The following is a 23590-nucleotide window of genomic DNA, read 5'->3' as shown; positions in this document are numbered from 1 at the left end:
CCCCGAATGCCCGCGAACGAAGAGTTCGAACTCGGCGGAATCAACCACCTCGCGCTCGTCTCGTCCGACATGCAGCGCACGATCGACTTCTACTCCGGCGTCCTCGGGATGCCGCTGATCAAGACCCTCGACCTGCCCGCCGGGATGGGGCAGCACTTCTTCTTCGACTGCGGCGGCGGCGACTGCGTCGCGTTCTTCTGGTTCCCGGACGCGCCGGACGGCGTCCCCGGCATCTCCGCGCCGAAGACCCGCCCCGAGCAGGGCGAGCTGCTCAGCGCCGTCGGGTCGATGAACCACGTCGCGTTCCACGTCCCGGTCGAGAAGTTCGAGGAGTACCGGACGCGGCTGAAGGAGAAGGGCGTCGAGGTCAGCCCGATCCTCAACCACGACGACAGCGAATGGGGCGTCGCGCCCACGTTCGACGAGGGCGTGTTCGTCCGCTCGTTCTACTTCCAGGACCCCGACGGGATCCTCCTCGAGTTCGCCTGCTGGACCCGCGCCTTCGACGAGTCCGACGTGTCGCACGCGCCGAAGACCGCCGCCGACCGCACCGTCACCAAGGAGAAGAGCAATGCCGCGCCTGCGTGAGATCCCCCGCGCCGAGGTCACCGACGAACGCATCCTGTTCTTCTACGACCACCTGTTCGCCCCCGACCGCGACCCGGCCGTCGACCACGGCACCGCGACCGGCTCGCCCGGCGACTGGTGGACGGTGTTCGCGCAGGACCCGGACGTGTTCCGGCACGCCGTCCGCGGCTTCGCCCTCTACCGCAACGCCTCCCTCGACCCCGTCCTGCGCGAGCTCGGCCAGTGCCGGGCCGGGTGGGCGCGCGGCAGCCAGTTCGTGTTCTCGCAGCACTGCAAGCAGATGCGGGCGCTCGGCATGTCGGAGGACCGGATCCAGTCCATCCCGCACTGGCAGACCGCCGACTGCTACTCGGAGCTGGAGCGGGCCGTCCTCGCCTACACCGACGGGCTCGTCCTCGACGGCGGCCGCGTCCCGGACCGGGTGTTCGAGATCCTGCAGAAGCACCTGTCCGACAAGGAGATCCTGCAGCTGACCTACATCACCTGCATGTACGAGATGCACGCGACGATGTCCCGCGCGCTGCGGCTGGAGTTCGACGACCGTCCCGAACCGATCGTCGAGGTCGCCGCGCCCGAGGGCTACGGCACCCGCGACATCTCCGCCGACCTCACCGGGGGCAGCTGATGCTGTTCCCCGTCCCGGACCGGGTGCGGGGCGTCCGCGACGCCGTCCACGCGTTCATGACCGAGCGCGTGGAGCCAGCCGAGCCCGCCCTCAACGCCGGCGACCGCGACACCCTCCTGAGCCTCCGCGACGAGGCGAAGAAGGAGGGCCTGTGGGCGCTCGGCCACCCCAGGGAGCTGGGCGGCGGCGGCCTGCCGTTCCTCGACTACGTGTACGTCAACGAGGTGCAGGGACGCAGCGAGTGGGGGCAGCTCGCCCTCGGCACGTTCACGCTCCAGGACTCGCTGATGCTGCACAAGTACGCGAGCCCCCGCTGGCGCGACCGCTACCTCGCCCCCATGGTCGCGGGCGAGGTGTCGCCGAGCTTCGCGATGACCGAGCCCGACCACGCGGGCTCCGACCCGACGCAGCTGCAGACGAAGGCCGTCCTCGACGGCGACGAATGGGTCATCACCGGTCGCAAGTGGTTCACCACGGGCGCCGCGCAGGCCGCCTACACCACCGTCATGTGCCGTACCGAGCCCGAGGGGACGGCCCCGCACCGCGCGTTCAGCATGATCATCGTGCCGACGGACACGCCGGGGTACCGGATCGTCCGCGAGACGCCCGTGCTCGGTCTCAACGGCGGGCACTACGAGGTCGCCTACGAGGACGTCCGCGTGCCGGCCGACCACCTCCTCGGCCCGCGCGGGCACGGGTTCGTCATCGCCCAGGACCGGCTCGGCCCCGGCCGGATCTTCCACTGCATGCGCTGGCTCGGCCAGGCGCAGCGCGCGTTCGAGCTGATGTGCGCGCGGCTCGGGACGCGCGTCGCGTTCGGCGAGCCGCTGTCGGCGAAGCAGCTGATGCAGCAGCACGTGTTCGACTCCTACACCGAGATCCAGGCGTCCCGGCTGCTCACGCTCCAGGCCGCCGAACGGATCGACGCCGGAGACCAGGCGCGCATCGAGATCGGCGCGATCAAGGTCGTCGGCGCGCGGATGCTGCACAACGTCGTCGACCGGGCCGTCCAGGTGCACGGCGCCGCCGGCCTCACCGACGACCTGCCGCTGTCGCGCATGTACCGGCACGCCCGCGAGGCCCGCCTGTACGACGGCCCCGACGAGGTCCACATCCAGAGCACCGCCCGCCGCATCCTCAACAGCATGAGCGAAGCGAACCGGGGGGCGCGGGGGGTCGTCCCCCCTCGCGACGAACAGGCGAAGGCGTGACAATCACCCGCCGGGCCCTCCTCGCGGGCGCCGGCGCGGCAGCCGTCCTCGGCACCACAGGGACGGCGGCCGCCGCCGGCCGTCCGCGAAAGGAGAAGAAGATGAAGATCACCAAGCTGGCGAGCGGGCTGCTGTTCCCGGAGGGCCCGACGGTCCTGCCGGACGGCGACGTGCTCGTCGTCGAGATCCACCGCGGCACCCTCACCCGCGTGAAGCCGGACGGCACCACGTCCGTCGCCGCGGAGACCGGCGGGGGCCCGAACGGCTCGGCGCTCGGCCCGGACGGGCGCGTCTACATCGCGAACTCCGGCGGGCTGCGCCGCTTCGAGGTCGGCGGGTTCGTGTTCGCGGGCGGCATCCCCGACGACTACACCGGCGGCAGCATCCAGGCCGTCGACCTCTCCGACGGGTCCGTCGAGACCCTCTACACCGAGGCGGGCGGCGTCCCGCTGCGCGGCCCGAACGACCTGGTGATCGACGCCCACGGCGGCATCTACTTCACCGACTACGGCAAGAGCGACGGCGTCACCGGCGACAAGGGCCGCCTCTACTACGCCAAGGCGGACGGCTCGTCCATCGAGCAGATCGCCGGCGGCATGGAGGGCCCGAACGGCATCGGCCTGTCGCCGGACGGCACCCGCCTGTACGTCAGCGAGACCTACACGGCCCGCGTCTGGTGGTGGGAGGTCACCGGCCCCGGCGAGATCAAGGGCGGCCGGTCGCTCGGCGGCTCCGGCGGCGGCAACTTCCTCTACACCGCCCCGGACTACGTCAACTTCGACTCGCTCGGCGTCGACGGGCACGGCAACGTCTGCGTCGCGTCGATGGTCCACGCGGGGATCTCGATCGTCAGCCCGAAGGGCGACCTCGTCCGGTTCGTCGACATCGACGTGGACGGCGACCCGGGCATCACCAACATCACCTGGGGCGGCCCCGACATGCGCACCGCGTACGTCACGGCCTCCAGCACCGGCCACCTCCTCAAGATCGAGAACTGGCCCTTCCCCGGCCTCCGCCTCAACCACCCCGCCTGACCCTCGTCCCTCGCCTCGCGGCGAGTCGCCGTTATGACCACCCCACAACAGCGACTCGCCGCAAACGAACGAAGGCCGTGGCAGTCGGGCAGTGGTTACCTCTTGAGCCGGTAGTCCGCCCAGCGTCCGGTGAGGTCGGCGTGGCGGACGATCCAGGCGTCCTGGCGCCGCTGGCTGGCCGTCCGCCATTGCCGGGCGAACGCGGCGGTGAACGTGTCGATGTCGGTGGCCTCGGCCTCGGTCCAGGTGGGGAATTGGGCGGCCCATTCCTCGGCGGCCTGTGGGTGGTGTCCTGCTTTGAGCAGCCAGGGGATGAGAAGGACGAGTTCGAGCCAGGGTGCGCCGCGCGTGACGAAGGCCCAGTCGACGACGTAGGCGGAGCCGTCGCGGGTGATGATGAAGTTGTCCTGGTTGAGGTCGGTGTGCAGTAGGACGCCGCCGGCTGCGAGTGGAGCGGGGTCGTCGACGTAGCGCTGCCAGCGCCGTTCGGCCGCCATCGCCGCGTCGGGGCAGGGTGCTTGGTGGACGGCATGGATGGTCTTGGCGAGGGTCTCCAGGTCCGGTGATCCGGCGGAGAAGTCGGCGGGACGTCCCTGCACGTGCTCGAATCCGAGTGCGAGCCACTCCCCGGATTCGATCTGCCAGCGGAGCCGGGGAGCGAACTCGGGCACGGCGGGGTTGACGGCGGCCTCGCGTCGCAGCGACGTCACCTCGGGACCGTCCTGGTCGTCGAGCTTGCGGGCGGCCTTGACGAAGACCCGTCCGGCTGCGGTGTGCAGGGTGGACGCGATGTCGGCATGGTTGCCCGTGGGCGCGGGCTCGATGCGGTCGATCGGACCCGTCTTGGCTGCGATCTGGTTCCGCAGGTCCTCGGGCAGGTCGGTCCAGTCGGTGCGCACGCGCAGCCCTTTCTGGCTGGGGTTCGGTCAGAGGCGTATGGCGAGCGGTGTGTCCAGTGGCAGGAAGCCGCTCCAGTCGACCAGGGATCGCCAGTCACGGCCGCCCTGGTCGTTGCATTCGGGCGGGCAGCAGCTGGTGCCGGCCTCGCCGTCCCAGAACTCGGGGTCCACGTAGTAGCCGGTGGCGTGGAGCCGGGGAATGGTGCGGGCCAGTGCGGCGCCCGAGCGGATGTCGTCGTCCATGACGGGGCGGTGGTGGATGAACGATTCGGCGAAGGTGACGCTCATCGGAACGTACACCTCGGTCCGCTGCAGGCTCAGGTGCCACGCCTGGTCGACGGGCGGGGTCGGGACGATGCGGACGTAGTTGCGGGGGTCCTGCCGCTCGGCACGGCGGATGACCCCGACGGCCTTGAGGAACACCAGGTTCTGCCCGACGGCGCGGGTGCAGTAGTCGTGGCCGGCGTGGGTGGCGTTGCGGAAGTCCTCCACCAGGAGCGCGAACGCTTTGGCGGGGATCAGCTCCCGCGGGTCCTTCCCGGCGTGGGTGACGCGGTCCAGCGTGATGGTCATGTTCACCTCCGGCGCGCCTTTGAGGTTTGGGTCGTGGCTCCGGTGCGCGCCTGTTGACCGGAGCAACGAGGATCGAGAGGGACGCGTCAGCTATTGCTTTGGGGGGCGGACGACCGCCAGTAGCGGCGCGAGGAGCGCGGCGATCTTCGTGGTCGCACTGGCCGGGTCATGGCAGGGCGCCAGCAGGTCACCCGTGGAGGACAGGAACCACGGCGTCCCGTCCGCGCCAGCCGTGACGCGGATGCTCTCTCCGAAGCCGGGCATGTCCTGGGCGAACACGTGCATCAGCGCGGGGACGCGGTCGTAGCGCGGAGCGGACGACCACCCGGTGTCGGCCAAGGCCCGCGCGAGCACGTCCAGGTGGTCGGCGGACGTGAAGCCCCGAGGGTCGCCTGCATCGTTGACGTCGGGCATCAGACCGTCACCCCGGCCATGACTCGGCGGACCTCGTAAGCGAGCGCCTCCTCGGTGGCCGCCTCGATCAGACGGCCACCACTCGGAGTCATGGCCCACCACGAGCCGGTGGCCTCACCGCGCCAATGCATGACGCCCGGCGGAAACCAGGGCGCCGCGCAGACGGGCTGCACCGCGGCGACAGCCGGGATGCCGCCCACCATCACCGCCCTTGAAGAGATCACCGAGTCGGATACCGTTCTCACAGCCGGACCTCGTTTCCGGTCAGGCCCCGGAACCACCGGCGTTCGCCCGCCGGCCGGGGCCGTTTCATGTGTCCGAGGAACACCTTTCGCACTCCAAGACAGCGCATCCGCCGTTAGCGTGAAAGGCGGTGTCCGCTGTCCACCTGGACGGACAGCGCCAGACAGCACCGCATCCCGGGGCGAAACGGGTACTAATGGCAGCGATGACCTTCGGCGAGAAACTGCGGCAACTCATGAACGAGCGGCACATCAGCCAGCGCAAGCTGGCCGCCCTCGTTCCCTGCGACAACGGACATCTGTCGAAGATCGCCAACGGGCACAAACGTCCATCGCCCGCACTCGTCGATCGGCTGGACGAGTTGCTCGACGCGGGCGGAGAACTGCGAGCCCTGCGCCCTGAAAAACGGAACGACACGATCGTGATCCGCCGCCGTCAAGTCCTGGAGATGGGCATCGCAGGCGTCGCGGCAGGCGCCCTCGCCCGCATCGGCCACAGCGGGCCTGTCGATCCCGAGCTGGTGGAGTACTTCCGCCAGCAACTCCCCGGCCACTATCGCGCCGACATGTGGCTCGGCCCGCACATGCTCATCCCGACCGTCACCGCGCAGACCGACCTGATCCGCCACCTCATCCACGCCGCCGATACCCCCGTCCGGCACGGGTTGCTGGAAATGGGCGTCGCCTACTCAGAACTCCTCGGTTGGCTCTACCAGGACGCCGCCGCATTGGAGCAATCCGGATACTGGCGGACCGCCGCACTGGAAATGGCGCACCGCTCCGGCAACCCCCAGCTCGTCAGCTACGCCCTCGCCAACAAGGCGATGCACGCGATCGACGAAGGCGACCCTGGAGCCGTCATCGACTACGCCAGCGCAGCCCTCGCCGATGAGTCCCGCCTGTGCGCGAAAGTCCGCGTCCTGGCCCTGGTCCACCTCGGCCACGGACACGCGATGACCGGCGACCGCCCGAGCGCCGACCGCGCCTTCGACCGCGCGGAAGCCCTGATCTCCCGCATCGACGACGTCTACCCCTGGGCCAACGCCTGCCGCCGCACACCGCACTACACCGACGCCCAACGCGCCACCGCCTACGGCCGCGCCGGCGACCACGACAACGCCGCGACCACATGGGACCGCGTCCTCGGCGACCAGCCCACCGACTACCGGCGAGACTCCGGCGTGTTCCGCGCCCGCCAGGCCAACTCCCTCGCCGCAGCCAGCTCACCCGACCCCGAACGAGTCGTCGCGATCGCCCAAGCCGCCGCCACCGCCTGCGGCAAAACCGGCTCGGCCCGGCTGCGCGCCGAACTGATCGCCCTGCCCGCGCACGCCGCACGCTGGAACCACAGTGCCCAGGGCCGCGAACTGGTCGAGATCATCGGCGCCATCACCTGACGAGGAGACGCCCATGGCCCCCGAGCCGCTCACCGACGACGAGATCGCCGCCCGCCTGGCCGACCTCCCCGGCTGGGAACGCACCGGCAACGCCATCACCCGGACCTACCGGCACAGCTACCACGAGACCGTCCACCTGGCGATATACGTGGCGGCCAAAGCCCGTGAGATCAGCCACCACCCCGACATCCACATCACCTGGCAACGCATCCGCTTTGACATCACCACCCACGACGCCGGACACCGTCTCACCACCAAAGACTTCGAACTGGCCCACCACATCGACGCCATCGCCGCCGGCCACGGGGCCGAACCCGCCTGATCGCTCAGCGAGGGGCGTCAGGAGGGCTTGACGTCAGGGTGGGTTGACGTCAGGGTGGAATGCATGATCACTCCTGACGGGATCGAGAAAGAGTTCACGCTGCTGACGGCGGCCGGGCGGCATGACGAGCTGTGGGTGCGCGACACGATGGGCGACGTGCCGCTGCTGCGCGAGGAGGCGCTGGAGCGGCTCGCGCTCGGCGAGGTCATCGCCCGCAAGGCGGTGTACGGGCGGCAGCTCGCGGTGCGGTCGGCGCGCGAGGCGGGCGCGTCGTGGTCGCAGATCGGCGCCGCGCTCGGCATCAGCAAGCAGGCCGCCTGGGAGGCGCACGCCCGGTGGATCGACGACCAGGAGGAGCGGCACCGCGACTGCGACTACAAGGGGATGGACGAGGCGCAGGTCGCGCGGGCCCGCGAGCTGGCCGGACGGGTCGAGGAGGGCTGACCCCGCCGGGACGCGGCGTGAATCCGCCGACCGGGGGGACGTGGATGGGATGGACGAGGGCGCGAAGGTGATGGACGCGATGGGCGACTAGCGACTCTTGCCGGATGGCCGGAGTTTCCGGAGTGCGGTACTGGGAATTCTTGCCACTAGCGAGGGAACGGAGGCGCATGGTATGGAGGTCGTCCTCGAGATGACCCTGCCGAGGAACGCCGAGAGCGCTCCACTGGTCAGGCATACGCTCGACGCCTCTCTGCGCGGTCTCGGCGTCCCGCCGGAGGTGCGCGCCGATATCGCGCTGGCGCTCGGCGAGGCGTGCGCGAACGTCATCCAGCACGCCACCGCGGGCAAGGACTACGAGGTCAGGGCCCGGATGGACGGCACGAAGTGCGTCGTCGAGGTCATCGACGGCGGGGCCGTCGTGAGCACCGCCGCGAGCACCGCGGAGAGCGTCGAGACCGGGTGGCGGGACGGTGCCACGCGCGCCGTCTGGGACGCGCCGCCGGCACCGCCGGGCGCCGAACACGGCCGCGGGCTGCAGTTGATGCGGGCGTGCACGGAGGAGGTCCGCATTCTCGATCGCGTCCAGCGGAACGGGGCCATCGTGCATTTCGAGAAATCGTTCGCCGGCTGACGCGGCATTTCCGCGCCATTCGCGCGGCCCGGTCGCTTCGGCCGGTGCGGCGCCTCCGGTGGGCGAATACGGCGGACGTCAATGCGCATCGCGACGGCCCGGCGGTGTCCGCACCGCCGGGCCGTCGCCGTTCCGGGTCGAGGGTCGTCAGCCGGTGACCGGCAGGTCGTGGTGCCTGACCGGCTTCGGCGCGGGCGCCTCGGCGGGACGCTGCGCGGGGACGCGGCCGCAGGTGGCGGACGCGACCCGGACGGCGCCCTTGCCGCCGGGCAGGTTCAGCTGCATGGCGGTGACGGCGAGCCGCCCGTTCGGCATGCGCTGCTGCTTGTTGAGGACGAGCGACGTGCGGCCGACGCCCTCGACGTCCACCGGGACGGTGGTGTTGGGCGGCGGAGTCGCGTCCAGCCGCTTGCCCGCGACGGTGGCCCGCGTCAGGTGCGCGCCGCCCTGACCGTCGTGGCAGGTCGCGGTGACCGCGTTCGCCATCAGCTTCGCGGTGGGAACGGCCAGGTCCGTGACGTTGGAGCGGGCGTTCGAGGGCGTCGCGTCGACCCTCAGCGCGGACGCGCGGACGGCCTTGAGACGGTCCTCGCTGAGCACGCTCTTGTGCGCGGGGCCGCCGTCGGACGAGACGGCGGGCTCCGGCGGGACGGCGCCGAGCGGCCCGGTGGCGGCGAGCCCGAAGGCCGACCCGGACCCGGACGGATCGGGCGGGGCGGCGAGGGCGGGTCCGGTGGCCGCGGCCGTCGCGGCGGTGAGGCCGGCGGCGAGCAGGCCGGCGGCGGTCAGGCGGGTGAAGGCGTGCATGGATCGTCTCCGATCGTGTGTATCCGGATGAAGGGGACGGCCGTGGCCGTCGAGCGGGGTTCGTGGGGTCCCGCCGGCGCTCGCGGGCGGGACCGGACGGCGTGCCGGGCGGTCCGGCCGCCGGGCTCAGGCGTCGATGAACACGAGGCTTCCGAGCGGGACCTTGGAGAGGGCCTGGAGCGCGTCCTGGGGCACGCGCACGCACCCGTGGGTGACGGCCTTGCCGAACACGGACCGGTCGGGCCAGCCGTGCAGGGCGACGGTGCCGGGGCCGCCGCCGAAGGTGTCCAGGGTGGCCGAGTGCGTGCCGAGCGGCAGCACCAGCGGGCTGGGCGTCTTCTTGGCGGGGGCGAGGGTGGCCAGCATGAAGGTGCGGCCGGTGGGCGTCGGGGTCTTGGCGGCGCCGACCGCGACCGGCCAGGCGCCGGCGGGCCTGCCGGACTTGAGCAGGGTGAGCCGGCGCCGCGACAGGTCGACCTTGACGGTGTAGGGCGTGTGCGCGGTGAGCAGGCCCTCGGCGGCGCCGGAGATCCAGCCGGTCGACCCGTTGGGGCGGCTCGGCAGCAGCACGCGCCGCCAGTCCCCGGAGCTCTGCACGACGGGGACCCAGGTGGGCCCGCCCAGTTCCGTGGCGGGGAGCGTGGCGACGGCCCGCCCGCCGGGCTTGTCGAGCACCGGGACGGGCTTGGCGGGGTGCACGACGAGCCCGCCGGTGGCGCCGTCCGGTGCGCCGTCGTGCGGGACGCCCTTGAGGCGGGCGAACGTGGTGGCCTCGGGGGCCCCGGACGTGCCGCCCGGTGCCCGCGCCGGGGTCGCCCGGTCGCCGCCGCGGGCGGACGCGGTGTTGGCGGGCGAGTGCCCGCAGCCGCCGAGCAGCAGGCCCGCGCCCGCCAGCAGGGTGCCCGCCGCGAGGGCGGCGCGCGGCCGCCGGGCGGGGGCGGAGCGGAGGCGGCGGGCGGTCATCGCGGCCTCCGCGCGGGTCTTCCGGCCGTCCGGCCGCGCTGATCGGGAAAGGCATTGTCATTCGCCATGGGGCCGGATGCTAGTAGTGGTGAGGGCGCCCGTTCGGTAAACGGCGAAAATGAGCGCGGCGTGTCCGGGAAAGTGCCCGGATAATTGCCGCCTCATTTCCGTTTATCGGGAGATTCGGCAAATGCGGGGTTTGTGGGACTGAGAGGGTGGTTCGGAGGATGATGGGGCCGGTCGGCAGGGGGTATCAGGCCAGCATGGGGAACGAGCCGCCGCCGGTGTCGCGGCCGGACGCCGCCTCGTGGAACTCCGCGAGGCCCCACAGCAGCGCCGCGCGCGCGTTCGCCGGCATCGCGGCCAGCACGTCGGCGATCTCCGCGCGCCGCCGCACGCGCAGCCGGTCCAGCAGCGCCTGCCCGTCCGTGCTGAGCCGGACGGTCACCTCGCGCCGGTCCCGGCCGGGGTCGCGGATCAGCAGCCCGGCGCCCTCCAGCCGGTCGCACAGCCGGCTCGCCGACGACACCAGCGCGTCCAGGCCGGCGGCCAGGCTGCTGATGTTCACCGGGCCGCGCTCCAGGATGAACAGCGCTCTGAGCTGCGTGGACGGCACCGGGACGTCCGGCGCGTTGTGGGCGTGCGACCATACGCTCATCAGCGTGAACGCGGCATCGTCGAGGGCGGCAGCGGAGCGGGCCGCATCATCACCCGACGTGTCCACCATGCCCTCCACTGTTACACACGACGTCTTCTGCGGCATCCCGGGCCGGTTCCGTCCCGGAACGAGATGAGGGAACCTGTGCCTTCCCGTCCACAGCGCGGCGATGCGTTCGCGGCGTTGCAGAATGCGATCTGGTCCGCACGGCCGGACGAGCTGATCGCCGCGGCCACCGCGGAGCTGGCCCGGCAGTGGCCGGGGGCGCTCGCCGAGGTGCTGCTCATCGACTACCGGCAGGCGTTCCTCCTCCCGGCCGTCCGCGGGGAGGCGGAGACGTTCGGCCGCGACCCCGCCGACGAGGACGTCCCGCTGGACAACACCGCCCCCGGACGGGCGTTCGCCGGGCAGCGCCCCGACCGGGAGACGTCCGGGCGGATCGGCGCGCGGCTCGTCCACCTGCCGCTCACCGTGCAGGGCGAGCGGCTCGGCGTGCTGACGGTCCGCGTCCCGGGCGAGGCCGGCGCCGAGGAGCCCGAACCGCCGTGGCTGGCCCCGGTGGCGGACGTCCTCGCCCGCGCGGTGAAGGTCGCCGACGCGGCGACGGACCTGTTCCGGCGGATCCGGCGCCGGACGCGGCTGACCGTCGCCGCCGAGATGCAGTGGGACCTGCTGCCGCCGCTGTCCCGCGACACCGCCGGGTTCCACCTGGCCGGGCAGCTCGAACCCGCGTACGCGGTGTGGGGCGATAACTTCGACTGGACCGCGTCCCGCGACCGGCTGACGCTGACCGTCAGCAACGGCATGGGCACGGGCACGTCCGCGGCGGCGCTCACCCACCTGGCGGTCAGCGCGCTGCGCAACGCGCGCCGGTCCGGCGCCGACATCGCCGAGCAGGCCGTGCTCGCCGACCAGACGGTGTACGGGCTGCACCGGGGCGAGCGGAGCGTCGGGACGCTGCTGATGGAGTTCGAGCTGGCCACCGGCCGGGTCCGGGCGGTCGACGCGGGCTCCCCGAAGCTGTACCGGATGCGCGGCAACGTCACCGAGGCGATCGAGTTCGACGAGCAGCTGCCGCTGGGCATGTTCGGCGACAGCCGGTACGCCGTGGAGGAGTTCACCGTCGAGCCCGGCGACCGGCTGATCATCATCAGCGACGGGGTGCACGCGGCTCTGTCGCCGTCCGGCCAGGCGTACGGGGCGGTCGCTCTGCTCCAGGCGATGCGGGACACCCGGTTGCAGGAGCCGCCCGAGGCCGTCCGCACCCTGATCCGGCACTACATCGCGCACTACGAGGGCGGCGAGCCCGCCGACGACGCGGTGATCGTCTGCGTCGACTGGACCGGGCCGGCCGAGGCCGAACCGGTCAGCGGGGGAGCTTGACCACCGTCACGAAGAAGTCGTCGATCCGGCGGACCACCGACACGAACTGCTCGAAGTCGACGGGCTTGGTGACGTAGGCGTTCGCGTGCAGGTGGTAGCTGCGCAGGATGTCCTCGTCGGCCTCGGACGTCGTCAGCACGACGACCGGGATGCTGCGCAGGTCCTCGTCGGCCTTGACCTCGCCGAGCACCTCCCGGCCGTCCTTGCGCGGCAGGTTCAGGTCGAGCAGCATCAGGTCGGGACGCGGCGCGCCCTCGTACTCGCCCTCGCGGCGCAGGAACGCCATCGCCTGCTCGCCGTCGTTCACCACGTGCAGCTTGTTGCTGACCTTGTTGTGCTCGAACGCCTCGGTGGTCAGCAGGACGTCGCCGGGGTCGTCCTCGACCAGCAGCACCTCGATGGGGCGCGCGCCGTCATTCATCGTCGTCTCCGATGGGAAGGGTCCAGTGGAAGGTGGTGCCGGGGTCGTCCTCGCCGCGCTCCTCGCCGGCCAGCCAGATCCGGCCCCCGTGGTACTCGACGATCTTCTTGCACAGCGCGAGGCCGATCCCGGTGCCGGTGTACTCGTCCCGCGGATGGAGCCGCTGGAAGATCAGGAAGATCCGGTCGGCGTAGCGGGGCTCGACGCCGATCCCGTTGTCTGCGCACGTGAACTGCCATTCGTCGCCCTCCCGACGGACGCCGATGGCGACGCGCGGCGCGACGCCGGGGCGGCGGAACTTGAGCGCGTTGCCGACGAGGTTCTGGAACAGCTGCGTGAGCTGCGTGCGCTCGCCCGGCACCACGGGCAGGTCCGCCACCTCGACCCGCGCGTCCGTCTCCTCGATCAGCGAGCCGAGGTTGTCCAGCGCCTGGGCGGCGACCTCGTTCAGGTCGATCGCGTCCTCGGGGCGGGACATGCGGCCGACGCGGGAGAAGCCGAGCAGGTCGTTGATGAGCGCCTGCATCCGCTTGGCGCCGTCCACGGCGAACTGGATGTACTGCCGCCCGCGCTCGTCGAGCTGGTCGCCGTAGCGGCGCTCGAGCATCTGGCAGAAGCTCGCCACCTTGCGCAGCGGCTCCTGGAGGTCGTGGCTGGCGACGTAGGCGAACTGCTCCAGCTCGGCGTTGGAGCGGCGCAGCTCCCCGGCCTGCTCGTCCAGCAGCGCGGCCCGCTCGGTGCTGGTCCGCCACTCCTCGATGATCCGGCGGCGCATCGCGTCGATGATCATGGCCAGCTCGTTGATCTCGGCGGGCCCGGACACGTCCAGCCGGTGCGCGAAGTCGCCCTGCGCCACCTCGCGGACCTGCGCGCCGAGCGACGCGACGGGCCGCACCACCGTCCGGCGGATCACCAGGGCCAGCGCGACGACGGCCAACGCGGCGATCAGCAGCGCGGCGCCCACCGACCACAGCGCCGCGTTCGCGCGGGCCCGCAGCCGGGCGGACGCGTGGTCGTGCAGGGTGGTGATGCCGCTCTGCAGCGGGGTCATGCCGCCCCGCGCGCGGTCGAACAGCCCGCCCGCCTGCCGGCTCTGGCCGCCGCTCAGCCCCTCGCCGCCGCGCCCGGCCGCGATCGGGTCGGCGAACCGCGCCCGCCACTCCCGCGAGCCCGCGGTCACCCGGTCGAGGAGGACGATCACCCGGCCGCCGTCCGGCACCTGCGACAGCAGCCGGCGCATGGTCGCGGCCGACGCCGCCTCCTGCGCGACGGCCCTGCGGTACTCGGTGATCCGGTCCGCGCCGCCCTCCTCGGTGTACCGGCGGATCGCGGTGTCCTGCGCGGCGATCGCCGAGGACAGCTTGTACTGCTCCAGCGCGACCGGGTCGACCCGGTCGACGAGCGTCTCGCGCGCCTTCCCGGACTCGTACAGCGCCGTCCCGGCCACCGCGAACGCCGCGAGCAGCAGGACGCCGAGGACCAGGGACCCGACGCGGTAGATCTGGACGAGGCGGAGGCGGCCGATCCCCTGGGGGGCGGGCAGCTCGGCGCCCTCCGGCACGACCGGCGGCGCCAGCGGCTCGGGCGCGCCGGCCTCCTCGACCTCCTCGGCTTCCTCGGCCTGCTCGGTCTCTTCGGTCTGCTCGGGCGCGTCGGTTTCGTCGGCGGCGTCGGTCTCCGCGGGGGGCGCGTCCTCGCGGCGTGCGTCCTCGCGCGGGGCGTCCCCGGACGTCTCCTTGCGCGGCTCCTCGGGGCCGGTCGCCGGCTCGCCGCCGGCCGTCACAGCTCCCCCCGGCTCAGCAGCAGGACCGCCAGGTCGTCGGACAGCACGTCCCCGTTCAGCCGCTCCGCCTCCGTGATCAGCCCGTCCACCAGCACGTCCCCTCGCTCGCCGCGGGCATGCGCGGCCCTCGCCAGCCTCTCCAGCCCGTCGAGGTCGAGGCGCTCGCCGCCCTCGCCGACGCAGCCCTCGATCAGCCCGTCGGTGAACAGCATCAGCCCCCACGCGTCGCCGACCTCAAGGTCGACGGCCGGCCATTCTGCGCCCGGGATCAGCCCGAGCGCCGGCCCGTGCGGGCCTTCCGGCAGGGCCTGCACGCCGGACGGGCCGAACAGCAGCGGGCAGGGATGCCCGGCCCGGTACAGCCGGACGGTGCGGCGGTCGGGCGCGATGGCGGCCATGCAGAGCGTCGTGAAGATCTCCTCGCCCCAGCGCTCGTGCTCCAGGACGGCGTCGAGCGTGGAGAGCAGCCGCTCCCCGGTGTGCCCGGCCAGCACCAGCGTCCGCCATGCCATGCGCAGCCGCACCCCGAGGGACGCCTCGTCCGCGCCGTGGCCGCTGACGTCCCCGATCACCGCGTGCACCGTGCCGTCCTCGGTCTGCACCGTGTCGTGGAAGTCGCCGCCGAGCAGGGCCCGGTCGCGGCCCGGCCGGTACCGGGTGAGGTGCCGCAGCGAGTCGTCCTCGAGGATCGGGACGGGCAGCAGCCCGCGCTCCAGCCGCGCGTTCTCCCGGCCCACCGCGCGCGCCTCGACCAGCTGCCGCTCCGACTCGTCGGCCCGCTTGCGCTCGATCGCGTAGCTGATGGCGCGCCCGAGCAGCGCGCCGTCCACGTCCTGCTTGACCAGGTAGTCCTGGGCGCCCGCGGCGACGGCCTGGACGCCGACGTGCGCGTCGGCGAGGCCGGTGAGCACCAGCACGGCGGTGGACGGCGCGCGGGCGATCACCTGGCGCAGCGCGTCCAGCCCGGACGCGTCCGGCAGGGACAGGTCGACGATCACGCACTGCACGTCGGGGCGCAGCCGCTCGAGTGCCTCGGCGAGCGTCGAGGCGACCGTGATCTGCACGTTCGGCTGGACCTCGGTGAGCAGTTCCTCGAACAGGAACGCGTCGCCGGGGTCGTCCTCCACCAGGAGGAGATGGGGAGAGCCGGCCACCCCCGGAAGACGCTCGGCACCGCGACTGTGCATCGCGGTCATAGCTCAGCTCCTTCGCCCCGGGAGGCCCCCGCGGGCGGGGGCGGCGTTGGTTGCCATCGAGCAAATGTTACGGGCAGTCCAGTAGTGGCACGACCAGCACCGACATCAGTGCTCCAGCATGGTGGTAACGATCGTCCTCCCCGGGCCACTTCCTGGTGATGGACACACCAGGACGGACGGAGGAGCGCGCGGTGGCAGACCCAGCCCCCCGTGAGAGGGCCCCCGACGAGAGACGCTTCACCGCGATGTACGACGCCTGCCGGCAGCGCGTGTGGGCGTACGCCGCCGCGCGCGCCGGGCGGCAGATCGCGGACGAGGTGGTGAGCGAGACGTTCGCGGTGGCGTGGCGGCGGATCGCGGACGTCCCCGACCCGCCGCTGCCGTGGCTGCTCGGCGTCGCGCGGAACGTGCTGCGCGACGGGTACCGCGCGGAGGCGCGGCGCGAGGCGTGCACGGCCGAGCTGGCCCGCTGGGCGCCGCGGCCGTCCGGCGACATCGCCGAGGACGTGGCGGAGCGGCTCGCCGTGCTCCGCGCGATGGCGGCGATCCCCGAGGGCGACCGGGAGATCCTGATCCTGGTCGCCTGGCAGGGGCTGAGCCCGCGGGAGGCGGCCCGGGTCGTCGGCTGCTCGCCGGCGGCGCTGCGGGTCCGGCTGCACCGCGCCCGCAGGCGCCTGCTGCGCGCCGCCGACGCGGGCGCCGAAGCGGAGGCCGGGGCCGGCCGGGCGGAGGCCGCGGGGGGTCCCGCAGGGGCGTCCGGCCCGGCACGGGGCCCGGCGCGGGGCCCGGCGGCCGAGGCGGCGGGCCGCCCGGTGCGTCCGCAAATGGGAATCGTCAGTGAGGAGAGGGCATGAACGACGTGCTGCGGACGCTGCGCGAGGCGAGGCCGGCGGAGCTGAACCCGGACGCGCCGGTCGGTGACGAGGTCCGGCGGGCCGAGCTGGCGCGCGCGATGGCGGCGCCGGCCGGGTCCGGCGTGCGGGAGGTGCGGATGCCGCGGCGGTCCCGGGTCCGGCCCGCGTGGGGGCTCGGCCTGGCCGGGGCGGTCGCGGCCGCCTCGGTGGGGGTCGTGGCGGTGGCCTCCGGCGGGGGCGACGGCGATCCGAAGGCGCCGGGCCACCGCCCGCAGGCCGGGGGGCAGCCGCTCGACGCCCGGACGGTCCTGCTCGCCGCGGCCGAGAAGCTGGACGGGGCGTCCGAGCCGGGCGGGAGCTTCTGGCACAAGTCGACGGTCGGCACCAGCTCGTGGCTGGCCCGGGGGCAGGGCGGGGAGCGCTACACCGTCCTGCTCATGGAGAGGTCGGACGAGTGGGCGCCGGGCAGGCCGGGCGGGAAGATGATCGGCCGGGTGCAGCGGCTCGGGGTGAAGCCCGCGTCCCCGGCCGACGCCGCCGCCTACCGGCGGGCCGGTTCGCCGAAGACGCTGTCGCTGCAGGTGCCGATCCAGCCGAGCGGCAAGGGCGGCTACAAGGCCATGAAGGTGTCGACCGGGCCGGGGCCGGCGGAGACGAGCAGCACCCCGCTCGTCGGCGGCGACAAGGTCTACTGGCTGGGCCGGAACGTGACCATGAAGCAGCTCCAGAGCCTGCCGGACGACCCGGCGCGGCTGAAGAAGGAGGTGCTGCGCTGGTACGACGGGCATGACACCGAGTCGTCGAGCGTGCCGATGAAGGCGGACGCGTGGCTGTTCCGCGTGGCGGGGAGCCTGGTCACCGAGCTGCCCGTGCGGCCGAAGGTGCGGGCGGCGGCGTTCCGGATGCTGGCCGGGCTGAAGACGGTCGACTCCGTGGGCAAGGTCACCGATCCGCAGGGCCGCACCGGCGACGCGATCGGGATGACGGAGAAGGGCGTGAGCGGGGTGGTCCGGCATCTGCTGGTGATCGATCCCGCGACCGGAAAGGCCCTCGCCGACGAAAGGGTGCTGCTGACCCCGTCGGCGAAGGAGCCGCGGCCCGCCGGAACGGTGCTCGACTCCAGCTCCGTGATGACCATGGAATGGACGGATTCCGCGCCGAAGTGACGCGTCGGCGATGATCCGCGCCCGCGCCGGGCGCGGATCGGGGAGGGACGGTGCCATGGCCTCGGCGGCCGTGCGCCGTCCCTTCCGCCGCTTCGCGAAACGGGTCGCCGTGATCGGGATGTGATCAGGCGCTTTTGGGGGTCCGGCGGGCGGTTCTCTGGGCGGCCCGCCGCTGCGCGGCGGCGGTGCGGGCGCGGTTCAGGCTGTCGCGGACGCGGGCGGCGCCGCGCATTGCGGTGGCGGAGTCCTTGACGCGTCCGGCATAGGCGGCGAGGACCTCCCCGACGGGCGGCGGCTGCCATTCCTCCTTGGCGGTGACCGGCGGGACGGGCGCCTGAACGGGCGCCTGTGCGGGCTGCGCGGCGGACGGTGGAGTCGGCCCTGCGGCGGGCTCTGTGGCGGGCACCGCCGCGGCGGCGGTATTTCCGGGCACGGGGACGAGCGCGAGATGGGAATGGCAGTGCGGGCACTGCACCCCCGGATGAGTGTCTCTGCTCATAACAAGAATCATTACCCAAAGCACTGACAAAACAGTGGCGCGCCCTTTTGACGATCACCTGGGCCGGCCTGACGGTGCCGGAGTCAGGGCGTGAGGGGCCGCACGCCCCGGCGCGCGGCGGGATGCGCCGCGCGCCGTCCGTACGAGGAAAAGGGCTGGTGGGAACGGGTGCGGGGGGCCGCCTCGGGGTGCTGGTGGCGGACGAACAGCAGCCCGCAGCAGACCAGCGCGACGGCGAGCGCGAGCCAGGCCGCCATCCGCCCGGCGCGCAGCCCGTACCCGCTGGTGATCCACAGCAGGTGCAGGGCCCAGCGCCGCCACTGGTGCGGCTCGCTGCGGCGGCGCATCTCCAGCGCGCTGTAGCGGAAGTCGCGGGCGAGGCGGGCGCGGTCGGAGCCCGCCGTGGCGCGGGCCAGCTCCCGGTAGAGGTCCTCCAGCCGGTCCTCGCCGGACGCGGCGCCGCCAGCGTCGCGCGCCAGGTCGTCGGCGAGCACGGCGCGGCCGGCGCCGCGCCCCCAGGGCCGCCAGCGGTGCCGGTCCGGGACGGTCGCGAACGGGCAGTCGCCGCTGATCCGCAGCCGGTCGGGGCGGACGAGCCCGAGGAAGCCGCAGCCGCTGAGGTCGACGTCGGCGAGGTGCAGGCGGGCCGCGTCCACCCGGCGCAGCGACACGAGCCGGACCGTCGCGGGACCGGTCCACGACTCCGGCTCGGCGAGCCCCTGGATCGGGTTCGGCAGCGACCGGACGTTCACCGCCGCGTCGAAGCACGCGCCCTCGAGATCGAGTTCGGCGCGGCGCAGCCGGAACTCGGCCTCGCCGCGGACCGTGACGGCGCGGGCGTTGACCGCCCGCGCGGCCGCGTGGACGCGCAGCCCGCCGCGCGCCGCGGCGTCCGCGAGGCCGATCCGGCCGCCCGCGACGAGCGGGCCGAGCCACAGCCCGCTCCGGAACCGGGTGCGCTCGAACCGGGCGTGCCGGGCGACGCGGACCCGCCGGAACGAGACCGCCGCGCCGAAGCACGCGCCCTGCATCGCCGCGTCCCGCCCGAACTCGGCGCGGTCGAAGCAGGCGGCGCCGAAGAACACCGCCTTCGGGAACGCGGCGTCGGCGTGCCAGACGGCCTCGCCGAACAGCGCGTCGCCGCTGAACACGGCCTCCTCGAAGGAGGCGTGCCGGTGGAACCGGGCCTCGTGGAAGGAGGCGTTGCCGCCGAACCGCGCCCCGCGGAAGGAGACGTGGCCGAAGAACCGCGCGTCGAAGAACGACGCGCCGCCGAGGAAGCGGGAGCCGTCGAACGAGCTGTCGCCCTCGACGCACACGCCGCGCAGCACGGCGTGGGACGGCAGCACGGCCCCGTCGAACCGGGCGCGGCCGAGGTGCGGGCGCCCGTCGGGGCCGGTGACCGCGTCGAGCACCGCGTCCAGCAGCCACGGGGGGACCGTGACGCCGCGCAGGTCGAGGTCGCCTCCGGGGCGCAGCCCGGCCGCGAACCGCGCGAACTCGGCGGGCCGCAGGTGGGCGGGGCAGCCCGCGAATCCGCCGGCGGCGCGCCCGGCGCATCCGTGGACGGCCGAGCACCGCGGCCACAGGACCGCGGTGGGGGGCGGAGGGGGAGGCTCGTGAGAGGTCACCGTCCCGTTGTACCCACAGGTGGTTCCCCCGGGAATCTCCCGGCGGTCAGGTCGTTACTTCCGCATGGTTACTGTACGCACGGGAACGACCACACTAAGACGTTGATTGGCTCTTTACCTCGTCTGTCACCGCTTTCGCGCAAGTCCCTCGTTCTTCTTCGGGTTTGTCCCTGTCGTCGTACTGTGAGCGCATGGGGGAACGGAGCCGCTGGATCGCGGACCTCGACGCGCTTCCGGGCGACGCGCCGGACCTCGCGGACCGCGTCCTGACCCGCCTCGTGGACGCCGGGATCGTGCTGGCCGAGCGGACCGACTGCGTCCTCGGCGACGTCCCCGGCGGGTACGCGCCCGGCCCGGCCGCCGGGTCGGTGGCGATGGGGGATCCGGCCGGCTTCCCGGACGTGTGGCCGAACGGCCTGGAGATCGACGTCGGCCGCGGCGCCTACTACGGGACGATGCGCGAGGACGACCGGGTGCGGTGCCCGCACTGCGGCGCGTGGCTGCCGTTCGAGACCGTCCTGGACGCGGTGGAGGAGTGGCTGGAGGGCGGCCCGGACGCGCTGGTCTGCGCGCGCTGCGGCGAGCGGACCGGGTTCAACGGCTGGCGGTGGCCGGTGCCGTGCGCGTTCGCGGAGCTCGGGCTGCGGTTCTGGAACTGGCCGCCGCTGGCCGACGCGTTCGTCGCGGACCTGGCGGCCTGGCTGGGGCACCGCCTCGTCGCCGGCTCCTGCGGCATCTAGCCCGGTGGGCACGAGAGGACCTATGTCCCGGTTGATCAACGGGAACCGCGGGCATGATCGACGTATCTGACTCTTCGCCGAAACACCGGCGTTCCACCGTTGTTCACCTTGGTCAGGGAAAATTGGGGACATGACCGTCAATCCAGGACATCTTCCTCGTGCCACCGAAGCGCTGCCCGACGACCGCTTCCTCGATCGCGAAGAGAGCTGGCTGCGCTTCAACCAGCGCGTCCTGGAGCTGGCGGAGGATCCCGAGCTGCCGCTGCTGGAGCGCGTCCGGTTCCTGTCGATCTTCGCGAGCAACCTCGACGAGTTCTTCATGGTCCGCGTCGCCGGCCTGGCCCGCCGGATGGCGACCGGCCTCGCCGTCCAGTCCGCCAGCGGCCGGCAGCCCCGCGAGGTGCTGGAGCGCACCGGCGAGGTCGCGCACGAGCTGATGCGCCGGCACGCCGCGTGCTTCCGAAAGGAGGTCCTGCCCGACCTCGCCAAGGAGGGCATCGAGATCCTGCGCTGGGACGAGCTGGCCGAGACCGAGCAGGAGCGGCTGCGCCGGCTGTTCCGCGACCGGATCTACCCCGTCCTCACCCCGCTGGTCGTCGACTCCGCGCACCCCTTCCCCTACATCTCCGGCCTGTCGCTGAACCTCGCCGTGATCGTCCGCGACCCGGAGACGGACGCGACGATGTTCGCCCGGGTCAAGGTGCCGCCGCTGCTGCCGCGCTTCTTCGAGGCGTCCCCCGACCGGTTCACGCCGCTGGAGGACGTGATCGCCGCGCACCTCGGGCAGCTGTTCGTCGGGATGGAGGTCGTCGAGCACCACGCGTTCCGCGTCACCCGCAACCAGGACCTGGAGATCGACGACGACATCAGCGAGGGGCTGCTCCAGGCCCTGGAGCGCGAGCTGCTGCGCCGCCGGTTCGGCCCGGTCGTCCGGCTGGAGGTCGAGGAGTCGATCTCCGACGGCGTGCTGGAGCTGCTCACCACCGAGCTGGCCATCGAGGAGCGCCAGATCTACCGGCTCGTCGGGCCGCTCGACCTCGCCGGGCTCGGCGCCATCGCCGACCTGGACCGGCCCGAGCTGAAGTACTCGCCGTTCGTGCCGTCGAAGGAGGCGCTGCCCGAGGACGTGGACATCTTCTCCGCGATCCGCCAGGGCGACGTCCTCGTGCACCACCCCTACGACTCGTTCACCACGACCGTGCAGCGGCTGATCGAGGACGCCGCGACCGACCCCGGCGTCCTCGCGATCAAGCAGACGCTGTACCGGACGAGCGGCGACTCCCCGATCGTCGACGCGCTGATGAGCGCCGCCGAGGCGGGTAAGCAGGTCGTCGTGGTGGTGGAGCTCAAGGCCCGCTTCGACGAGCGCGCCAACATCGCGTGGGCGCGCAAGCTGGAGACGGCCGGCTGCCACGTCGTGTACGGGTTCGTCGGGCTGAAGACGCATTGCAAGCTCGCGCTGATCGTCCGGGAGGACCCGGACGGCTCGCTGCGCCGCTACTGCCACATCGGCACCGGCAACTACCATCCGAAGACGGCCCGCCTCTACGAGGACTTCGGCCTGCTGACCTGCGCGCCCGACGTCGGCGAGGACGTCAGCGCGCTGTTCAACCACCTCACCGGCTACTCCCGGCAGGGCTCCTACAACCGGCTGCTGGTCGCGCCGAACAGCCTGCGGTCCGGGCTCGTCCAGCGGATCGAGCACGAGATCGACAACCACCGCGCCGGGCACCGCGCGCGGGTCCGGATCAAGTGCAACTCGCTGGTCGACGAGGTGGTCATCGACGCGCTGTACCGGGCCTCGCGGGCCGGGGTGCCGGTGGACGTGTGGGTGCGCGGGATCTGCGCGCTGCGGCCGGGCGTGCCGGGGCTGTCGGAGACGATCCGGGTCCGCAGCGTCCTCGGCCGGTTCCTGGAGCACTCCCGGGTGTTCGCGTTCGAGAACGGCGGCGAGCCGGAGGTGTGGCTCGGCAGCGCCGACCTGATGCACCGCAACCTCGACCGCCGCGTCGAGGCGCTCGTCACCGTCACCGACCGGACCCAGCGCGACGAGCTGATCGCGCTGCTCGACCGGGCCATGGACCCCGGCACGCACGCCTGGGCGCTCGACGGCGACGGCACCTGGACGCGCAGCGAGCCCGGCCCCGGCGAGGCGCTGCTGGACATCCAGACCCACCTGGTCCGGAGCCGGCGGTGGAGGACGGTCGATGACTGACGCCGGCCCGATCCGCGCGGCCGGCGCGCTGCTGTGGCGCGACGGCCCGGACGGCCCCGAGTTCGCGGTCGCGCACCGCCCCCGGTACGACGACTGGTCGTTCCCGAAGGGCAAGCTCGACCGGGGCGAGCACGTGCTGCGCGCCGCCGTCCGCGAGATCGAGGAGGAGACGGGCCTCGTGCCGCGGCTCGGCCGCCGCCTCCCGACCGCGAAGTACCGGCACGGCGACCGGCCCAAACGGGTCGAGTACTGGGCGGCGCGGCCCGTCGCGGAGGCCGCGTTCACGCCGAACGAGGAGGTCGACGAGCTGGCGTGGCTGCCCGCGGCCGAGGCCGGGGCGCGGCTGAGCTACCCGCACGACGCCGACCTGCTCCGCGCGTTCCTGGACGGCCCGTCCCGCACCTGGCCGCTGATGATCGTCCGGCACGGGTCGGCGGGGGAGAAGCACGCGTGGCGCGAGCCCGACGAGCTGCGCCCGCTGGACGGGCGCGGCCGGACGGAGGCGGCGGAGCTCGCCGCGCTGCTGCACGCCTTCGGCCCGGCGCGGGTGCTCAGCTCGGCGACGGCCCGCTGCCTGGAGACCGTCCTGCCGTACGCGCGCCGCATCCGCGCCGACGTCGTCACCGACGCCGCGTTCACGGTCGGCGAGACGGGCCCCGACCGTGCCCGGGAGCGGCTGCTCGACCTGCTCGGCGACGGCGTCCCGACCGTCGTGTGCACCCACGGCGAGAACGTGTCGGAGCTGGTCGCGGGGCTGTGCCGGGAGCTCGGCGAGAAGGTCCCGGACGACCCGAGCCTCCACAAGGGCGAGTTCTGGGTGGCCCACATGGGCGAAGGCACGCTGGCCGCTCTGGAGCGCCACTCACCCAGATCCCGCTGAGTCGCGGCGAGTCG

26 protein-coding genes are annotated in these 23590 nt (G+C 73.0%); 14 read left to right on the top strand and 12 right to left on the bottom strand.

Annotated features, from left to right (window positions below; genetic code table 11):
* The first annotated feature begins 6 nt into the window (after positions 1–6).
* Genes J4557_RS30055 through J4557_RS30040 form a run of 4 tightly spaced genes read left to right on the top strand, consistent with a single transcriptional unit; the run spans position 7 to position 3458 of the window.
* Complete coding sequence (locus J4557_RS30055) at positions 7–588, top strand: VOC family protein (RefSeq protein WP_208270117.1); 582 nt, start codon at positions 7–9, stop codon at positions 586–588.
* Entirely contained in the window at positions 572–1213 is a 642-nt protein-coding gene (locus J4557_RS30050; RefSeq protein WP_208270116.1) for a carboxymuconolactone decarboxylase family protein, read from the top strand. Before J4557_RS30055 ends, J4557_RS30050 begins: the two co-directional genes overlap by 17 nt.
* The gene (locus J4557_RS30045; RefSeq protein WP_208270115.1) at positions 1213–2424 is read left to right on the top strand and encodes an acyl-CoA dehydrogenase family protein; all 1212 of its coding nucleotides are present in this window, start codon (positions 1213–1215) and stop codon (positions 2422–2424) included. The genes J4557_RS30050 and J4557_RS30045 overlap by 1 nt, the downstream gene beginning before the upstream one ends.
* Complete coding sequence (locus J4557_RS30040) at positions 2421–3458, top strand: SMP-30/gluconolactonase/LRE family protein (RefSeq protein WP_208270114.1); 1038 nt, start codon at positions 2421–2423, stop codon at positions 3456–3458. The genes J4557_RS30045 and J4557_RS30040 overlap by 4 nt, the downstream gene beginning before the upstream one ends.
* A gap of 95 nt (positions 3459–3553) precedes the next feature.
* On the opposite strand, the gene J4557_RS51760 is transcribed toward J4557_RS30040, so the two are convergent.
* The 4 genes from J4557_RS51760 to J4557_RS30020 form a co-directional block, all read right to left on the bottom strand.
* The gene (locus tag J4557_RS51760; RefSeq protein WP_208270113.1) at positions 3554–4357 is read right to left on the bottom strand and encodes a phosphotransferase; all 804 of its coding nucleotides are present in this window, start codon (positions 4355–4357) and stop codon (positions 3554–3556) included.
* Between the two features lie 27 nt (positions 4358–4384).
* Positions 4385–4930: a glycine-rich domain-containing protein gene (locus J4557_RS30030; protein WP_208270112.1), complete on the bottom strand. Its 546-nt coding sequence runs from the start codon at positions 4928–4930 to the stop codon at positions 4385–4387.
* Positions 4931–5020: 90 nt separating this feature from the next.
* Entirely contained in the window at positions 5021–5344 is a 324-nt protein-coding gene (locus tag J4557_RS30025; RefSeq protein ID WP_208270111.1) for a hypothetical protein, read from the bottom strand.
* Positions 5344–5589: a hypothetical protein gene (locus J4557_RS30020; protein ID WP_208270110.1), complete on the bottom strand. Its 246-nt coding sequence runs from the start codon at positions 5587–5589 to the stop codon at positions 5344–5346. Before J4557_RS30020 ends, J4557_RS30025 begins: the two co-directional genes overlap by 1 nt.
* A 203-nt stretch (positions 5590–5792) precedes the next feature.
* Between J4557_RS30020 and J4557_RS30015 the strand changes: the two genes are divergently transcribed.
* The 4 genes from J4557_RS30015 to J4557_RS30000 all read left to right on the top strand — a co-directional run bounded on the left by J4557_RS30015 (position 5793) and on the right by J4557_RS30000 (position 8380).
* Entirely contained in the window at positions 5793–6983 is a 1191-nt protein-coding gene (locus J4557_RS30015) for a helix-turn-helix domain-containing protein (RefSeq protein ID WP_208270109.1), read from the top strand.
* Between the two features lie 13 nt (positions 6984–6996).
* The gene (locus tag J4557_RS30010; protein WP_208270108.1) at positions 6997–7305 is read left to right on the top strand and encodes a 4a-hydroxytetrahydrobiopterin dehydratase; all 309 of its coding nucleotides are present in this window, start codon (positions 6997–6999) and stop codon (positions 7303–7305) included.
* A gap of 63 nt (positions 7306–7368) precedes the next feature.
* Entirely contained in the window at positions 7369–7749 is a 381-nt protein-coding gene (locus tag J4557_RS30005; RefSeq protein WP_190850404.1) for a hypothetical protein, read from the top strand.
* Positions 7750–7921: 172 nt separating this feature from the next.
* Positions 7922–8380, top strand: coding sequence for an ATP-binding protein (locus J4557_RS30000; protein WP_208270107.1), 459 nt, complete (start codon positions 7922–7924; stop codon positions 8378–8380).
* A 147-nt stretch (positions 8381–8527) separates the two neighbouring features.
* Here the strand turns inward: J4557_RS30000 and J4557_RS29995 are convergent, their stop codons facing one another.
* The 3 genes from J4557_RS29995 to J4557_RS29985 all read right to left on the bottom strand — a co-directional run bounded on the left by J4557_RS29995 (position 8528) and on the right by J4557_RS29985 (position 10877).
* Complete coding sequence (locus tag J4557_RS29995) at positions 8528–9187, bottom strand: choice-of-anchor P family protein (RefSeq protein ID WP_208270106.1); 660 nt, start codon at positions 9185–9187, stop codon at positions 8528–8530.
* A gap of 126 nt (positions 9188–9313) precedes the next feature.
* Positions 9314–10150, bottom strand: coding sequence for a L,D-transpeptidase (gene ldt-CoaP / locus J4557_RS29990; protein ID WP_208270105.1), 837 nt, complete (start codon positions 10148–10150; stop codon positions 9314–9316).
* A 253-nt stretch (positions 10151–10403) separates the two neighbouring features.
* Positions 10404–10877: a MarR family transcriptional regulator gene (locus J4557_RS29985; protein ID WP_208270104.1), complete on the bottom strand. Its 474-nt coding sequence runs from the start codon at positions 10875–10877 to the stop codon at positions 10404–10406.
* Between the two features lie 114 nt (positions 10878–10991).
* Here J4557_RS29985 and J4557_RS29980 point away from each other — a divergent pair, with 114 nt between their 5' ends.
* Positions 10992–12191: a PP2C family protein-serine/threonine phosphatase gene (locus J4557_RS29980; protein WP_243776558.1), complete on the top strand. Its 1200-nt coding sequence runs from the start codon at positions 10992–10994 to the stop codon at positions 12189–12191.
* On the opposite strand, the gene J4557_RS29975 is transcribed toward J4557_RS29980, so the two are convergent.
* Genes J4557_RS29975 through J4557_RS29965 form a run of 3 tightly spaced genes read right to left on the bottom strand, consistent with a single transcriptional unit; the run spans position 12175 to position 15591 of the window.
* On the bottom strand, positions 12175–12612 hold the full coding sequence (locus J4557_RS29975; RefSeq protein ID WP_208270102.1) for a response regulator: 438 nt from the start codon (positions 12610–12612) through the stop codon (positions 12175–12177). The two genes, J4557_RS29980 and J4557_RS29975, sit on opposite strands and share 17 nt — an antisense overlap.
* The gene (locus J4557_RS29970) at positions 12605–14395 is read right to left on the bottom strand and encodes a sensor histidine kinase (RefSeq protein ID WP_307800287.1); all 1791 of its coding nucleotides are present in this window, start codon (positions 14393–14395) and stop codon (positions 12605–12607) included. Before J4557_RS29970 ends, J4557_RS29975 begins: the two co-directional genes overlap by 8 nt.
* Complete coding sequence (locus tag J4557_RS29965; RefSeq protein ID WP_243776557.1) at positions 14392–15591, bottom strand: PP2C family protein-serine/threonine phosphatase; 1200 nt, start codon at positions 15589–15591, stop codon at positions 14392–14394. The genes J4557_RS29970 and J4557_RS29965 overlap by 4 nt, the downstream gene beginning before the upstream one ends.
* A gap of 191 nt (positions 15592–15782) precedes the next feature.
* On the opposite strand from J4557_RS29965, the gene J4557_RS29960 reads away from it, so the two are divergent.
* Together J4557_RS29960 and J4557_RS29955 are read left to right on the top strand one after the other, a co-directional pair.
* A complete protein-coding gene (locus tag J4557_RS29960; RefSeq protein ID WP_307800286.1) occupies positions 15783–16445 on the top strand; it encodes an RNA polymerase sigma factor in 663 nt (220 codons plus the stop codon).
* Positions 16442–17611 carry a CU044_5270 family protein gene (locus J4557_RS29955; RefSeq protein ID WP_208270101.1) on the top strand — a complete coding sequence of 390 codons (1170 nt, stop codon included), beginning with the start codon at positions 16442–16444 and terminating at the stop codon, positions 17609–17611. Before J4557_RS29960 ends, J4557_RS29955 begins: the two co-directional genes overlap by 4 nt.
* 124 nt (positions 17612–17735) lie before the next feature.
* Here J4557_RS29955 and J4557_RS29950 read toward each other — a convergent pair whose 3' ends face one another.
* Positions 17736–18110 (bottom strand): hypothetical protein, encoded by a 375-nt coding sequence (locus tag J4557_RS29950; protein ID WP_208270100.1) that lies wholly within the window; start codon positions 18108–18110, stop codon positions 17736–17738.
* Positions 18111–18193: 83 nt separating this feature from the next.
* Positions 18194–19741 carry a pentapeptide repeat-containing protein gene (locus J4557_RS29945; protein ID WP_208270099.1) on the bottom strand — a complete coding sequence of 516 codons (1548 nt, stop codon included), beginning with the start codon at positions 19739–19741 and terminating at the stop codon, positions 18194–18196.
* Between the two features lie 191 nt (positions 19742–19932).
* Between J4557_RS29945 and J4557_RS29940 the strand changes: the two genes are divergently transcribed.
* The 3 genes from J4557_RS29940 to J4557_RS29930 all read left to right on the top strand — a co-directional run bounded on the left by J4557_RS29940 (position 19933) and on the right by J4557_RS29930 (position 23576).
* Positions 19933–20481: a hypothetical protein gene (locus J4557_RS29940; RefSeq protein ID WP_208270098.1), complete on the top strand. Its 549-nt coding sequence runs from the start codon at positions 19933–19935 to the stop codon at positions 20479–20481.
* A gap of 130 nt (positions 20482–20611) precedes the next feature.
* Complete coding sequence (locus J4557_RS29935) at positions 20612–22696, top strand: RNA degradosome polyphosphate kinase (RefSeq protein ID WP_208270097.1); 2085 nt, start codon at positions 20612–20614, stop codon at positions 22694–22696.
* The gene (locus J4557_RS29930; RefSeq protein ID WP_208270096.1) at positions 22689–23576 is read left to right on the top strand and encodes an NUDIX domain-containing protein; all 888 of its coding nucleotides are present in this window, start codon (positions 22689–22691) and stop codon (positions 23574–23576) included. The genes J4557_RS29935 and J4557_RS29930 overlap by 8 nt, the downstream gene beginning before the upstream one ends.
* Positions 23577–23590 lie beyond the last annotated feature (14 nt).

It is taken from the genome of Actinomadura nitritigenes (assembly GCF_017573545.1).
GTDB lineage: Bacteria > Actinomycetota > Actinomycetes > Streptosporangiales > Streptosporangiaceae > Spirillospora > Spirillospora nitritigenes.
The sequence above is the reverse complement of the archived record's forward strand: the minus strand, read 5'-3'. Positions and strand labels throughout refer to the sequence as shown.